This is a genomic window from Skermania piniformis (assembly GCF_019285775.1).
Taxonomy (GTDB): Bacteria; Actinomycetota; Actinomycetes; order Mycobacteriales; family Mycobacteriaceae; genus Skermania; species Skermania pinensis.
In genome coordinates this window covers 3039428-3053715 of sequence record NZ_CP079105.1, presented here as the reverse complement: position 1 = coordinate 3053715, position 14288 = coordinate 3039428, and the positions used below count along the sequence as shown (strand labels likewise).

Annotated in this window: 14 protein-coding genes; 9 read left to right on the top strand and 5 right to left on the bottom strand. The window is 67.0% G+C overall.

Annotated features, from left to right (window positions below; translation table 11 throughout):
• Window positions 1-156 precede the first annotated feature (156 nt).
• Entirely contained in the window at window positions 157-675 is a 519-nt protein-coding gene (locus KV203_RS14105; RefSeq protein WP_246600156.1) for a hypothetical protein, read from the bottom strand.
• A gap of 355 nt (window positions 676-1030) precedes the next feature.
• Here KV203_RS14105 and KV203_RS14100 point away from each other — a divergent pair, with 355 nt between their 5' ends.
• Together KV203_RS14100 and KV203_RS14095 are read left to right on the top strand one after the other, a co-directional pair.
• On the top strand, window positions 1031-2185 hold the full coding sequence (locus KV203_RS14100) for a class I SAM-dependent methyltransferase (protein ID WP_066470215.1): 1155 nt from the start codon (window positions 1031-1033) through the stop codon (window positions 2183-2185).
• Window positions 2186-2277: 92 nt separating this feature from the next.
• Entirely contained in the window at window positions 2278-3135 is an 858-nt protein-coding gene (locus KV203_RS14095) for a Bax inhibitor-1/YccA family protein (protein WP_174522046.1), read from the top strand.
• Window positions 3136-3226: 91 nt separating this feature from the next.
• On the opposite strand, the gene KV203_RS14090 is transcribed toward KV203_RS14095, so the two are convergent.
• Window positions 3227-4444 (bottom strand): acetyl-CoA C-acetyltransferase, encoded by a 1218-nt coding sequence (locus tag KV203_RS14090; RefSeq protein WP_066470219.1) that lies wholly within the window; start codon window positions 4442-4444, stop codon window positions 3227-3229.
• 104 nt (window positions 4445-4548) lie between these two features.
• Between KV203_RS14090 and KV203_RS14085 the strand changes: the two genes are divergently transcribed.
• Both KV203_RS14085 and KV203_RS14080 read left to right on the top strand, forming a co-directional pair.
• Entirely contained in the window at window positions 4549-5931 is a 1383-nt protein-coding gene (locus tag KV203_RS14085; protein ID WP_066470222.1) for a cystathionine beta-synthase, read from the top strand.
• Window positions 5932-5944: 13 nt separating this feature from the next.
• Window positions 5945-6604: an RDD family protein gene (locus KV203_RS14080; RefSeq protein WP_157079798.1), complete on the top strand. Its 660-nt coding sequence runs from the start codon at window positions 5945-5947 to the stop codon at window positions 6602-6604.
• 7 nt (window positions 6605-6611) lie between these two features.
• Here the strand turns inward: KV203_RS14080 and KV203_RS14075 are convergent, their stop codons facing one another.
• Entirely contained in the window at window positions 6612-7235 is a 624-nt protein-coding gene (locus KV203_RS14075; protein ID WP_066470231.1) for an alpha/beta fold hydrolase, read from the bottom strand.
• Window position 7236: 1 nt separating this feature from the next.
• Window positions 7237-8400, bottom strand: coding sequence for an acyl-CoA dehydrogenase family protein (locus tag KV203_RS14070; protein ID WP_066470234.1), 1164 nt, complete (start codon window positions 8398-8400; stop codon window positions 7237-7239).
• 37 nt (window positions 8401-8437) lie between these two features.
• Between KV203_RS14070 and KV203_RS14065 the strand changes: the two genes are divergently transcribed.
• Window positions 8438-9592, top strand: coding sequence for a cystathionine gamma-synthase (locus KV203_RS14065; RefSeq protein WP_066470237.1), 1155 nt, complete (start codon window positions 8438-8440; stop codon window positions 9590-9592).
• 263 nt (window positions 9593-9855) lie between these two features.
• Complete coding sequence (locus tag KV203_RS14060; protein ID WP_066470239.1) at window positions 9856-10065, top strand: CsbD family protein; 210 nt, start codon at window positions 9856-9858, stop codon at window positions 10063-10065.
• 74 nt (window positions 10066-10139) lie between these two features.
• On the opposite strand, the gene greA is transcribed toward KV203_RS14060, so the two are convergent.
• Entirely contained in the window at window positions 10140-10637 is a 498-nt protein-coding gene (greA, locus tag KV203_RS14055) for a transcription elongation factor GreA (RefSeq protein ID WP_066470552.1), read from the bottom strand.
• A 430-nt stretch (window positions 10638-11067) separates the two neighbouring features.
• Between greA and mca the strand changes: the two genes are divergently transcribed.
• The 3 genes from mca to KV203_RS14040 are packed head-to-tail and all read left to right on the top strand — an operon-like array spanning window position 11068 to window position 14193.
• Window positions 11068-11925, top strand: a complete 858-nt coding sequence (gene mca / locus KV203_RS14050) for a mycothiol conjugate amidase Mca (RefSeq protein WP_066470241.1) — start codon at window positions 11068-11070, stop codon at window positions 11923-11925.
• On the top strand, window positions 11916-12185 hold the full coding sequence (locus KV203_RS14045) for a hypothetical protein (protein ID WP_066470554.1): 270 nt from the start codon (window positions 11916-11918) through the stop codon (window positions 12183-12185). Before mca ends, KV203_RS14045 begins: the two co-directional genes overlap by 10 nt.
• Window positions 12186-12198: 13 nt before the next feature.
• Complete coding sequence (locus tag KV203_RS14040) at window positions 12199-14193, top strand: thioredoxin domain-containing protein (RefSeq protein WP_066470244.1); 1995 nt, start codon at window positions 12199-12201, stop codon at window positions 14191-14193.
• Window positions 14194-14288: the final 95 nt, after the last annotated feature.

Here is a 14288-nt window from a genome sequence, read left to right as displayed (position 1 = left end):
GGATTGAAGCGACGCTTCGCTTACCTCCTGGTCGGTCGAGTCGACGGAGTCGGCCATCGGAGACTGTGAGTCTCCGCAGAGGAGCAATACGAGGGCGACCGGCAGTACGGTCATCGGCATCGCGGTCGGGCCAATCCGCTCCCACCCCTCGATTCCTCAAGTCGTGGAGAGCGATCGGCGGCCGCGGGGCCGGATCTCAACGCCTTCCGCAGCCATCGCCCTTCTTACTGCTTGCTGGCTGACACCGAACTTCAACCCGACCTCCACGAGCGTCAGCCCGCCCTCGTACAGACGCACGGCTTCGGGAGTGTCCGCCGCTGCGAGTCCTCGCTGACGCAGCGGGACCGAGCGACGGACCAGGTGCGCGGCCGCCGTCCTGGTGTAGATGCCGAACTTCCTGCTGACCTCAGCGATGCTCAGTCCATCGCCGTACAAGGCGACGAGTTCATCCACCTGGGCGGCGCTCAAGAAGGTTTGAGTCTTCCCAACTGAATGGACGAGCCGCCCCCTGTCATCGGTGATCGACGGCTCCGAGGGCCGCTCGCTACGCTTGTAGGAGCCCCGAGACAGCCGGGAAACCACGGTTTTCAGGGCCGGGGAGGGGTTCTCAAACTCTCTACGAAGGTGCACGATGAAATCGCAGTTGGGCGGTTCGCGCGACGTCGCGCGAACCATCCCTGCGTTCCGGCTCGCAGCATCCGCGCAATCGGGCCGCACCCGCTGACCGATACGTCATATCGCGGTGCTGATCGGTCAGGTCGGTCACCGGGTGAGACCGCGCCGTGACCCCGGGGCGGGGATCCCGGGTCCGGGGTCACGGTCGATCGGATCTTCGGTCGCGAACCGGGTTGGCAAATAGATTGTATGGCAAGGGAATCGAAGCAAGATTCGTACGCTGTACCTGAATGACATTGTCCGGCAACGGAAACTGTTCGGCTGTTCGGCATAAGTTGTTTGCGTTACGACCGAGTCGAGCATCGGTCGGACGCCTCGGTGCGCTGCCGGCCCATCGGTCGGGGACAATGGAGTCGTGGTCGAACTCGACGAGCTGTTCGCCGGGCTGTCGCGCCGACCGGATATCGAGGCGCCGGACCTCGTCGCGGTCGATGCGGCGGACCGACTCGTTCTCGACGTCGCCGGTCCCGCACTGGATGCGGCGTTGCCGGGCACGGTTGTCGTCATCGACGATCGGCACGGGGCGCTTACGCTTGGTGCCGCGGTCGCCCACGGCGCGAATGGAATTCGAGTCCATCAGGATGAACTCACCGGAGAGCTCGCGTTGGCACGCAACGCCGCCCGGGTGGGTCTTGCCGGTTGTTATCGACGGCACAGCCTGGACGCAGCGCTGCTCGACGGTGCCGGCCTGGTCCTGTTGCGGTTTCCCCGATCGCTGGCGCAGTTGACCGAGATCGCCGAGGTGATCGCCCGGTATGCCCGACCGGATGTCACGGTCGTCGCCGGCGGTCGGGACAAGTACCTCACGCCGGCGATGAACGAGGTGCTGGCTCGATCGTTCCGGAGTGTGCAGCCCACCCGCGGGCGACAGAAATCGCGAGTTGTCGTTGCGGCCGGCACCCGCCCGAGCGCGGTGCTGCATTACCCGGCCGAGGCGGATCTGCCGGAGCTCGGTCTCCGGGTGGTATCGCATGGTGCCGTCTTCGGCGGGTCGCGGCTCGATCGGGGCACCAGGTTTCTGTTAAACCATCTGGACCGGATGGCGCCGGACGCCGGCGAGTCGGTGGACCTGGGCTGTGGCAGCGGAATCCTCGCGGCCGCGTTGGCGCTCGACCGCCCGGGCCTGAAGGTGGTCGCAACCGATCAATCGGCCGCGGCAGTAGCGTCGGCGGTCGCGACCACTGCCGCGAACGGTCTCGGCGGTCAGGTCTGCGTCCGCCGCGACGATGCGATGTCCGAGTTTCCGGACGCCGCCGCCGACCTGATCGTCTGTAACCCGCCGTTTCATGTGCAGGCGGCCGTGCATACCGGAACGGCACGGAAGATGTTTCGCGCGGCTGGGCGGGTACTGCGCCCGGGCGGGGAGCTGTGGACGGTGTACAACGGCCACCTGCGTTACCGTGACCTGCTGTGGCGGTCGGTGGGGCCGACCGACGTGATCGCTCGTAGTTCCAAGTTCGTGGTCACTCGTTCTGTCCGCAATCACGCCGGAAATCCACCCAACGCGTAGAGTCCGAATTGTCCGTAAGTGGGAACAAGGGCCGGCAACGGATCGTTTTCACGGTAAACAAGGGCACTACACCACGAGAAGGGATGTGCACGGTGCGCACCACCAGCAACCCGGTGTTCCGCAACCTGCCGAAACAAGAGGGCGGCGGCTACGCCACGTTCGGGTCGGCGGCTGCCGGCGCGGGCCAGATGACTCAGCAGTTCGGCCCGCAGGCGCAGGAGTACGGGTCGGCCGATCCATGGGCCCGCCCGGAGTCGGGGCGCGCGATGACGATCGACGACGTCGTCACCAAGACCGGCATCACGCTGGGCGTCCTGAGCCTCGCTGCGGTCATCTCCTACGTACTCACCGATCAGAACACCGCTTTGGCGACACCGTTCGTCGTGGGTGGGGGTCTGATCGGGTTGGTGCTGGTACTCGTCGCCACGTTCGGTCGCAAGATGGACAATCCGGCGATCGTGCTCAGCTACGCGGCGGCCGAAGGTGTGTTCCTCGGCGCATTGTCGTTCATGTTCGCCAACGTCGAGTTCGGCGGTGCGGGCGGCGCCACGCTGATCACGCAGGCAGTACTCGGTACGTTCGGCGTGTTCGCCGGCATGCTCGTCGTCTACAAGACCGGCGCAATCCGGGTCACGCCGAGGTTCACCCGAATGCTGGTCGGTGCCATGATCGGCGTCCTGGTGCTCATGCTGGGCAATCTGGTTGCCGGCTTCTTCACCCCGGGCGGCTTCGGACTGCGCGACGGCGGCACCCTCGCGATCATCTTCAGCCTGGTCTGCATCGTCATCGCCGCGTTCAGCTTCCTGCTCGACTTCGACGCGGCGGATCAGATGATTCGGGCCGGCGCGCCGGAGAAGGCAGCCTGGGGCGTTGCCTTCGGACTCACCGTCACCTTGGTCTGGCTCTACGTGGAGATCCTGCGGCTGCTGAGTTACTTCCAGAACGACTGATCGGCCCCGAACGAAAAGGGCGGCTTCGGACGAGTGTCCGGCAGCCGCCTTTTCGTTTTCCGGCTTTTGTTTCCGATGTGGCGACTGCAGCTCAGCTGAGCCGTTCGAGGATCATCGCCATACCCTGACCGCCGCCGACGCACATCGTCTCCAAGCCGAACTGCTTGTCGTAGGTCTGCAGGTTGTTGAGCAAGGTGGCCGCGATGCGGACGCCGGTCATCCCGAACGGGTGTCCGAGGGCGATCGCGCCGCCGGAAACGTTCAGCTTCTCTTCGTCGATCCCCAGCTCCCGAGCTGAACCGAGCACCTGTACCGCGAATGCCTCGTTGATCTCGACCAGGTCGATGTCGTCGATCGTCCGACCGGACAGCTTCAGCACTCGGCGTACCGCCTCGATCGGGCCGAGGCCCATGATCTCCGGAGAGAGGCCGGACACGGCCGTCGCGACCACCCGGGCAATCGGGGTGAGCCCGAGATCCTTGGCCTTGGTGTCGCTCATCAGCACCAGCGCCGCCGCGCCGTCGTTGAGCGGACAAGCGTTGCCCGCGGTCACCGTGCCGTCCGGACGGAATACCGGTTTCAGCTGGGCCAGCTTCTCGTAGGTGGTGCCGGGCCGCGGACCGTCGTCGGCGGTCACCGTCGTGCCGTCGGGCAGGGTTACCGGGCTGATCTCGCGGGCGAAGAAGCCGGCCTCGACGGCTGCCACCGCCCGGTTCTGTGATCGCACCCCCCAGAGATCCTGCTCCTCCCGCGATATCCCGGTGACCTGGGCGACGTTCTCCGCCGTCTGTCCCATCGCGATGTAGACGTCGGGCAGCGCGTCGTCGGCGCGTGGATCGTGCCACTCGACGCCGCCCTCAGCGGCGATCGCCGTCCTCGCCTCGGCCGTGGCAAACAGTGGATTGTGGGTGTCGGGCCAGTGGTCCGGGGTGCCCTTCGCGAAGCGGGAGACCGTCTCCACGCCGGCCGAGACGAACACGTCGCCTTCGCCGGCCTTGATCGCGTGGAATGCCATCCGGGTGGTCTGCAACGACGACGAGCAGTATCGGTTCACGGTTACGCCCGGCAGGAAGTCGTAGCCGAGCTGGGTGGCGACGACCTTGGCGATGTTGAAGCCGGCTTCGCCGCCGGGCTGGCCGCAACCGAGGATCAGGTCGTCGATCTCGGTGGGGTCCAGCTCCGGCACCTTGTCCAGGGCAGCCCGGACCATCTGCGTGGCCAGGTCGTCCGGCCGCATACTCACCAGCGATCCCTTCCCGGCGCGGCCGATAGGTGAACGGGCGATCGAGACGATGACGGCCTCCGGCATGGTGCCTCCTGTGCGGTTCTGCAGTCCGGACAAAATCTACGCGGTCGAGCATTTACCGGGTCGGGCATTGCCGAGACGCGGCATCGCTCTGCAACGATGTCGTCATGCAGATCGCGGACCATGTCGTCGACCTCATCGGCAACACCCCGCTCGTGCGACTCCATTCTGTGGTCGGCGCGGGCGATGCGGTGGTTGCAGCGAAGCTCGAGTACCTGAATCCGGGCGGTAGTGCCAAAGACCGAATCGCGGTGAAGATGATCGACGCTGCCGAGCAGTCCGGTCTGTTGCGCCCCGGCGGCACCATCATCGAACCCACCTCGGGCAACACCGGCGTCGGTCTCGCGCTGGTCGCCCAGCAGCGCGGCTACCGATGCATCTTCGTCTGTCCGGACAAGGTCAGCGAAGACAAGCGGAACGTGTTGCGCGCCTATGGTGCCGACGTGGTCGTCTGCCCGACCGCAGTGCCCCCGGACCATCCGGACAGCTACTACAGCGTGTCGGACCGCTTGGTGCGCGAGACCCCCGGCGGATGGAAGCCGGATCAGTACTCCAACCCGGCCGGGCCCGCGTCGCACTACGCGACGACCGGACCGGAGATCTGGCGCGATACCGACGGGCGGGTCACCCACTTCGTTGCCGGTGTCGGCACCGGCGGCACGATCACCGGCGCCGGCCGATATCTCAAAGAGGTGTCCGGGGGCGCGGTCCGAGTCATCGGTGCCGACCCGGAGGGCTCGGTGTATTCGGGCGGCACCGGTCGTCCCTACCTGGTGGAGGGGGTCGGCGAGGACTTCTGGCCGGCCGCCTACGACCGGACCGTTCCGGACGAGATCATCGCGGTGTCCGATGCCGACTCGTTCGACCTGACCCGGCGGCTGGCCCGGGAAGAAGGACTGTTGGTGGGCGGCTCCTGCGGGATGGCGGTGGTGGCCGCCTTGGAGGTGGCTCGGCGGGACCCGGACGCGCTGATCGTGGTGTTGTTGCCCGACGGCGGGCGGGGCTACCTGTCGAAGATCTTCAACGACGACTGGATGCGCTCGTACGGGTTCCTGCGCCGGCCGCTGGACCCGAACGCGAATGTGCCCACCGTCGGAGATCTGTTGCGGCGCAAGTCCGGCTCCCTGCCGGATCTGGTACACACCCATCCGTCCGAGACGCTGCGGGACGCGATCGAGATCTTGCGGGAATACGGCGTGTCGCAGATGCCGGTGGTCGGCGCCGAGCCGCCGATCACCGCAGGCGAGGTGCAGGGCAGTGTGTCCGAGCGTGACCTGCTGTCGGCGGTGTTCGAGGGGCGGGCGCACCTTGCCGATCCCGTGGTATCCCACATGAGCCCACCACTGCCACTGATCGGTGCCGGCGAGCCGGTTTCGGTAGCCACCAAGTCGCTAGGTGATACCGACGCGCTGATGGTGGTCGAGGATGGTAAGCCGGTCGGGGTGATCACCCGGCACGATCTGCTCGGCTTCTTGAGCGCCGGGGTATGAGAGGACGACGCGCGTGACTCAGCCGCCCGAGGGATCGGTGCCCGAGGGGTCGGTGCCGCCACCGTACCCGGCGCAATTGTCACCCGAGATGACCCGGGGCTACCTGCCGTACGGCAGCTACTCCGGTGGGATGCCGTCGGTGCCCGCGCAGCCGTCGGGGAATGCGTACGCGCACTGGGGTCTTCGGGTTGCGGCGACGTTTGTCGACGGAATTCTCGGGTCGTTGATCTACTATCCGGTGCTCCTCGTGCTCGCGCTGACCGGTGATGTGCCGATCTCTACGGTCACCGCCGAAGGCGTCCCGATCACCGCGTTCGACGGCACTGCTCTGTTCTTCGGCTGGGGCACCTATCCGGATTGGTTCCAGGTCGTTTCGCTGCTGGTGTACCTGGCCGCGGCGGTGTTCATCTTCTGGAACACGGTGTGGCGACAGGGTCGAACCGGTTCCTCGATCGGCAAGAGTCTGGTGCGGATCCAGGTGATCGACGAGCGAACCGGTGCCCCGATCGGTGCCGCGATGACGTTCGTCCGGTCGTTGTGCCATCTCGTGGACGCGTTGCCCTGCTACCTCGGCTACCTGTGGCCGTTGTGGGACGACAAGCGGCAGACCTTCGCCGACAAGATCATGCATACCGTGGTGGTGCCGCTGCCGCCGGTTGCGGTCAAGCCCTGACGAAAGATCATCCGGGTTCGTCGAGCATCGCGGTCGTCTCGGTGCAGACGACGTCGATCCAGCTGCGGTGTCGGCGCAGCATGTAGTGCCCGGCCGGGCCCATATCGACGAAACGGGCCTGGGCGCCTGTCGATTCGGCGCGGTACAGCAGTCGACGGGTCGCCCGCGGACTGGTCACCCGATCCTGCCGTCCGTGGGCCGCGACGAGCGGCTTTCCGCGCACGGCACGGACGTCGTCGTCCGGTGGAAACCAGGGTGCGAGGCCGAGGACTCCCCGGACGTTCGGATGATCGGCGACGTGCAGCGCCGCCCGCGCTCCCATCGAGTGTCCGACGATCGCAATCGGGCAGCTCGGCGCACGGCGGTCGAGGTCGTCCAGGGCCCAGCGGGCGTCGGCGACCGGCGACGCATCCGCGCCGTTCCAGCCGGTGATCCCGAATCGCAGCAGGGCTGTTCCCAAGCCGGCGCCGGCAAGCCGGGGGTGCGCTGCGGCGCGGAGCAGTCGGGTGCGAAGCAGCGGTAGGGAACGCAGATCGACCGGCCGCCGACCGAATTCGGCACCGCCATGGAAGAAGGCGACGATTCCGCGTACGCCGGGGCCGACCGCCGCATCGGTCCAGAGGTACCGCACGTCAGCGGAACGCGCTGGATCCGGTGAGCGCCTGCCCGATCACCAGCTGGTGCACCTCGGCAGTGCCCTCGTAGGTGAGTACCGATTCCAGGTTGTTGGCATGCCGCAAGACCGGATAGTCGAGGGTGATCCCGTTGGCGCCGAGCAGGGTTCGGCATTCCCGGGCGATCGCAAGCGCGGCCCGGGTGTTGTTCAGCTTCCCGGCGCTCACCTGCTCCGGCCGGAGCTCGCCTCGTTCTTTGAGTCGAGCCAGGTGGAGGGCGAGCAGCTGCCCGGTACCCAGTGCCACAGCCATGTCGGCCAGCTTGGCCTGCGTGAGTTGATAACCGGCGAGTGGCTTGTCGAATACCTCGCGGCTGCAGGTGTAGTCGATCGCGCACGCGATGCAGTCCCGGGCCGCGCCGAGGGCCCCGAACACGATGCCGAATCGGGCTTCCGACAGGCAACCCAGCGGTCCGGCGAGTCCGCGAGCGTCGGGAAGCCGGGCGTCGCCGGGTAACCGCACCTCGTCGAGGTCGAGCTCGGCGGTGAGTGAGGCACGGAGCGACAGCTTGTGCCGCATCTCCCGCGCAGCGAACCCGGGTGTGTCGGTGGGCAGCAGAAAGCCGGCTATTCCCTCCTCGGTGCGGGCCCAGACGACGGCGATGTCGGCCACCGTGCCGTTGGTGATCCACATCTTGGACCCGCTCAGCACCCAGTCGTTGCCGTCGCGGACCGCGCGGGTGCGCATGCCGGCCGGGTTCGAGCCGTAGTCCGGCTCGGTGAGGGCGAAACAGCCGAGCACATCGCCGGCCGCCATCCGCGGTAACCACTCACGTTTTTGTTCGTCGGTCCCGTACCGGTGAATCGCCGTCATGGCCAGCGAGCCCTGCACCGACACCATGCTGCGCGCGCCGGAGTCGGCTGCTTCCAGCTCCTGGCAGGCCAGGCCGTACGCGGTGGCCGACAGGCCGGCGCATCCGTAGCCGTCCAGGTGCATGCCGAACAGGCCGAGCGCCGCCATCTCCGGGGCGAGCTCCCGAGCCGGGAACGTGCCGGACTCGAACCACTCGGCCAGGTGGGGGCGCAGTCGTCGCGTGGCGAACCCGCGCACGGCGTCCCGGACCTGTTGTTCCTCGGGCTGCAACAACGTATCGATCGCGAACAACTCGTCGACGGTGCTCATAATTGCCCAACCTAGACCGAGCACTAGGCTTGGTGCCATGAGCCAGCAGTTGCGAAAGCCCGGATTCGCCACCGTCGCGGTGCACGCCGGATCGGAGCCGGATGCGCGGACCGGTGCGGTCAACCCGCCGATCTATGCCAGCTCCACCTATGCCCAGGACGGGGTCGGCGAGCTACGCTCCGGTTACGAATACTCCCGCACCGGTAACCCCACCCGAGCGGCCCTGGAGGCGAACCTCGCGGCCCTGGAGTCCGGCAGTTACGCGCGCGCATTCGCGTCCGGCATGGCGGCGACCGACTGCGCGTTGCGGGCCATGCTGCGTCCCGGCGATCACCTGATTATCCCGAACGACGCCTACGGTGGAACGTATCGGCTGATCGACAAGGTGCTCGCCCCGTGGGGAGTCGAATACACGGTGGTGCCGATGCACGACCTCGCCGCCGTTCGCGACGCGGTGCGGCCGTCCACCCGACTGCTCTGGGTGGAAACCCCGACCAATCCGTTGCTGAACATCGCCGACATCGCCGCGGTCGCCGAGATCGCCCGGGCCGCGTCGGCGACGTTGCTGGTGGACAACACGTTCGCATCGCCGTATCTGCAGGCGCCGTTGGAGTTCGGGGCCGACGTCGTGCTGCATTCGACCACCAAGTATCTCGGTGGGCACTCCGATGTCGTCGGCGGTGCGCTGATCACCCGGGCGGAAGCGTTGGACGAGGCGTTCGGCTTTCTGCAGAATGGCGCCGGCGCGATTCCCGGACCCTTCGACAGTTACCTCACCTTGCGCGGAATCAAGACGTTGCCGCTGCGGATGGAGCGACACAGCGACAACGCCGAAGCGTTGGTGGACTTTCTGGACCGGCACCCGAAGATCGAGCAGGTGATCTATCCAGGCCTGGTCGAGCACCCCGGGCACGAGGTCGCGGCCAAGCAGATGCGCCGATTCGGCGGGATGGTGTCGGTGCTGGTCAGCGGAGGTGTCGAGGCGGCGCGCGAGTTCTGCGCCCGGACCGAAATCTTCACCTTGGCCGAGTCGTTGGGCGGGGTGGAATCGCTGATCGAGTTGCCGGCCGCGATGACCCACGCGTCGACCAGCGGGTCCGAGTTGGAGGTACCGGACAACCTGGTGCGCCTCTCGGTCGGCATCGAAGATGCCGCGGATCTGATCGACGATCTGGCTCAGGCGTTGGGCTGAGGCGAACTGGGTCACACTGGGCAAGGTCGGGTCAGCCTGGTCACACTCCGACCGCGGGCGGTGGTCGGCGTTCTTTCCTCGACGTCGGCCCGGGCAGCCGGAAGTTGCTCAAATCTCTTGTCCAAGGCAATATTTCGAAAACTTTTTAAATAAGGCAAGTGTCTTGGATTCGGTGCCTGCGCAGTCGAGGGCGGCCGGTAGAGTGGAGGGCGGCCGGCAACTGTCGGCTGCCCGACGTGTCTCGGGCACCAGAGGAGGTTCAAGTGTCAATTTCTGACGACGCGAAAAATAAGGCCGAGGATCTGAAGGGGCGCGCCAAGGAGGCGGCCGGATCCGTCACCGGTAACGAGGATCTGAAGTCCGAAGGCCGGCTGCAGCAAGCCGAGGCCGACGTGAAGCAGAAGGTGTCCGACGCCGCCGAAAAGGTCAAGGATGGCGTCGAAGCTGTGAAGGACAAGCTGACCGGCAAGTAGGCCGATCAGTACCGCCGCCCGGTCTGCAGTTCAGGCCGGGCGGCGGTGGGGGTAGTAGATCCGGTGCGGTTCGGTCAGCTGTGGTACGGCTCGGCGCTGACCAGAGTGACCTTCATCGTGCTGCCGTTAGGCAATGTGTACTCCCGAGTCTCGCCGACCTTGGCATCGATCAGCGCGCCACCCAGTGGCGAGTTCGGCGAATAGATCTCCAGCGTGGAGTCCCCGCGCAAACCTTCCTCCCGAGTCGCTATGAGGAAGGTCTCGTTGTCGGACTCGTCGCCGTCGTAATAGACCTTGACCACCGAACCGGGGAGGGCTACTCCGGACTGGGTCGGGGCTTCGCCGACCTTGGCATTGTTCAACAGCTCTTGTAGTTGGCGGATCCGGGCCTCTTGCTGGCCCTGCTCCTCGCGCGCCGCGTGATAGCCGCCGTTTTCCTTCAGGTCGCCTTCTTCTCGGCGCTCGTTGATCTCGGCGGCGATGACCGGACGATTGGCTATGAGCTGGTCGAGTTCGCTCTTGAGCCGGTCGTGCGATTCCGGCGTCAGCCAGGTCACCTGGGTCTCGGTCATCTCGATCACTCCTTGTCACTCGGTGCTCGATCGCCCGGAGCGGCTCCAGGTCGGTCCGGAACCGCGCACAGCGATGTGTACGGCGGAGCGAACCTGGGCACCCCCGGGGGAACTCCCGCGATTCACGCGACATCGTGCTTCCGCGAGAACGAATCGCTGGCCGTTTATGCAGCAAACACGGCTCCGAACCTCCGGAGCCGTGTACTCGCCTATTCTACCACTTGCCGTCGATTTGCCTGGTCAGCCCGTTCACGGGTGCTCCGAAGCCGGTCGGAGTGGGGTGCGCGGGCTCTCGTGCGGTCCGGGGTGGAAATATAGGGGCCGGCGAACACAGGAGCAACGACGCGCTGTCGCGCAGACCGGTTTATCGATCGCGGGCACGGTGGGAATCGGACGAGATGAGATCAGGATTGTGAGCAGACTACGGCTCATGGCGGTGCACGCGCACCCGGATGACGAGTCCAGCAAGGGAGCGGCAACTACCGCCCGCTATGCGGACGAGGGCGTCGACGTGCTCGTCGTGACCCTGACCGGAGGCGAGCGGGGCGATGTGCTCAACCCCGCGATGGACACGCCGGGTGTCGCAGAGCGAATGCCGGAGATTCGGCGGCAGGAGATGGCTGCGGCTGCACGCATCCTCGGCGTTCGGCACACCTGGCTGGGTTTCGTCGATTCAGGTCTGCCGCAAGGTGATCCGCTGCCCCCGCTGCCCGATGGTTCATTTGCCACGGTGCCGCCGGCCGAGGCGACGGAGGCGTTGGTTCGGGTGGTGCGAGAGTTCCGACCGCATGTGATGACCACGTACGACGAGAACGGCGGGTACCCGCATCCGGATCACATTCGTTGTCACGAGGTGTCGGTGGCAGCGTTCGAGCTGGCCGGCGATCACGTTCGCTTCCGGTCCGCCGGCGACCCGTGGACCCCGTTGAAGCTCTACTACAACCACGCCTTCAGCCGGCGGCGACTGGATCGATTCAAGGCGGAGTTTGTCGCTCGGGGTGAGCCGTTCCCGTTGGCGGAATGGCTGGACCGGATCGCTCGGCGCCCGGACGACATGGACCGGGTGACCACCTGGGTGGAGTGCGCCAAGTACTTCCCGGTTCGCGACGACGCGTTACGCGCGCACGCGACCCAGATCGATCCGAACGGCAACTTTTTCGCGATTCCCATGGAGTTGCAGCAGCAGGTGTGGCCCACCGAAGAGTTCGAGCTGGCTCGCAGCCGAGTGGCGACCGACATCCCGGAGGACGACCTGTTCGCCGGAATCGACCCGGCGCGATACCTGTGATCGCCGGCTCGACCGTGATCGTCCTGCTGGCTCAGCCGGCGAGTAACCCGACCGGGCCGGAGTTCGGTAAGGCTTCGCCGGTCGGTCTGGTCATCGTGTTGCTCTTGCTGGTCGGCACCGTGCTGCTGGTTCGCTCGATGAATCGGCATATTCGGGCCCTGCCGGAGACGTTCGAGCCGGAGCGTCCGGAACCCGATCAGGCCGCCGACGACGGCACCGATCGGGATGCGGGCGCGTCCGGCGGATCCGCCTCGACGTGACCTCGCAGCGGACATGACCAACCGCCTGGCCGGCGCGCTCAGCCCTTATCTCCGTCAGCACGCAGACAACCCGGTGCACTGGCAGCCGTGGGACGATGCCGCGTTCGCCGAGGCGCGACGGCGGGATGTGCCGGTGCTGCTGTCGGTCGGGTATGCGGCCTGCCACTGGTGCCATGTGATGGCGCACGAGTCGTTTGCCGATCCGGCGACCGCGGCAGCGATGAACGCCCACTTCGTCTGCATCAAGGTGGATCGGGAAGAACGACCCGACGTCGACGCGGTGTACATGGACGCGACCGTCGCGATGACCGGGCAGGGCGGTTGGCCCATGACCTGCTTTCTGACCCCGACCGGGGCGCCGTTCTACGCCGGGACCTATTACCCGCGGATCGCCCGGGCCGGGATGCCGGCATTCGGGCAGGTGTTGAGCGCGATCGCCGAGACCTGGCAGACCCGCCGTGACGAGGTCGATCGGGCTGCCGCGGCGGCCGTGGGCAGCCTGCGTTCCCGGTCCACGGCATTGCCGGCGCAGGCCCCACTGCTCGGTCCGGATCTGCTGAATCACGCCGTGGCCACGACGTTGGCCGACGAAGACCGCGAACACGGCGGGTTCGGTGGTGCGCCGAAGTTTCCGCCGTCGGCCTTGATGGAGGGTTTGCTGCGCACGTACGAGCGGACCCGTGACCCGGCGGCGCTGGCAGCCGTCACCCGGGTCGCGACCGGTATGGCGCGGGGCGGAATATACGACCAGCTGGGTGGCGGCTTCGCCAGGTACTCGGTGGACGACCGATGGGTGGTTCCGCATTTCGAGAAGATGCTTTACGACAATGCGCTGCTGTTGCGTGCGTACGCGCACCTGGCCCGACGTACCGACGATCGGCTGGCCCGCCGGGTCGCGGGTGAGGTCGCCCGGTTCCTCCTGGACGACTTGAGCACCGGGACCGGTGGATTCGCCTCGGCGTTGGATGCCGACACCGATGGGGTAGAGGGCGCGACCTACCTGTGGACTCCGGCGTCGTTGGCTGCCGAACTCGGCTCGACGGAGGGAACGTGGGCCGCGCAGTTGTTCGGCGTGACCGACTCCGGCACGTTCGAGGCCGGAGCGTCGGTGTTGCAGCTGCCGGTCGATCCGCTCGACGAGGCGCGGTATCGACGGGTGCGTGCCGCCTTGCGAACCGCACGTGACCGCCGCCCGCAGCCCGCCCGCGACGACAAGGTGATCGCGGAGTGGAACGGTCTGGCGATCACGGCGTTGGCCGAGGCGGGTGCCGCCCTCGACGAGCCGGAGTGGGTCGCCGCTGCCGTCGCGGGTGCGCGCTACCTGCTCGACGTCCACCTGGTCGACGGGCGGTTGCGGCGGGCGTCGATCGACGGCGCAGTCGGTTCGGCGCCGGGAGTGTTGGCGGACTACGCGAGCATGGTGGTCGGCCTGGCCGGGTTGCATCAGGCCACCGGGGAGCTGGAATGGCTCGACGCTGCACAGGATTTGTTGGATGTCGCGACGACGTGTTTTGCCGCTGCGGACGAGCCGGGCGCATGGTTCGACAGTGCCGACGACGCCGACATCCTCATCGTCCGCCCGCGCAACCCGATCGACGGCGCGACTCCGGCGGGTGTTTCGTTACTGGTCGAGGCGTTGCAGACGGTGGCCGGGTTGTCCGGGCCCGAGCGGGCAGTCCGATACACCGAGTTGGCGGCCGAAACCTGGGCCCGGGCAGCGGTGGTGTTGGCTCGGGCGCCCCGGTCGGCGGGTCATTGGCTGGCGGTGAGCGAGGCCGCGGTCCGACCGTGGCAGGTGGCGGTCAGCGGTGCCGACCCGGAGCTGTTGGCGGTGGCGCGGCGGCTGGCGCCGGGTGGTGCGCTGATCGTCGGCGCTGAGCCGAACGCGGTACCGCTGCTCGTCGACCGACCCCGGCAAGCGGATCGGTCGGCCGCGTACGTGTGCCGAGGCACAGTATGCGACCGACCGGTTACCACCCCGGAGGAGCTGGCGGCTCTGTTCCGCTGACCGCGTGCTCAGCGCGGATGGATCAGATCAAGGCACCGAAGAGGCTGAAAATCGCACCGACGATGGATCCGACCGCGTTGCCGGTGGCCGCGGAA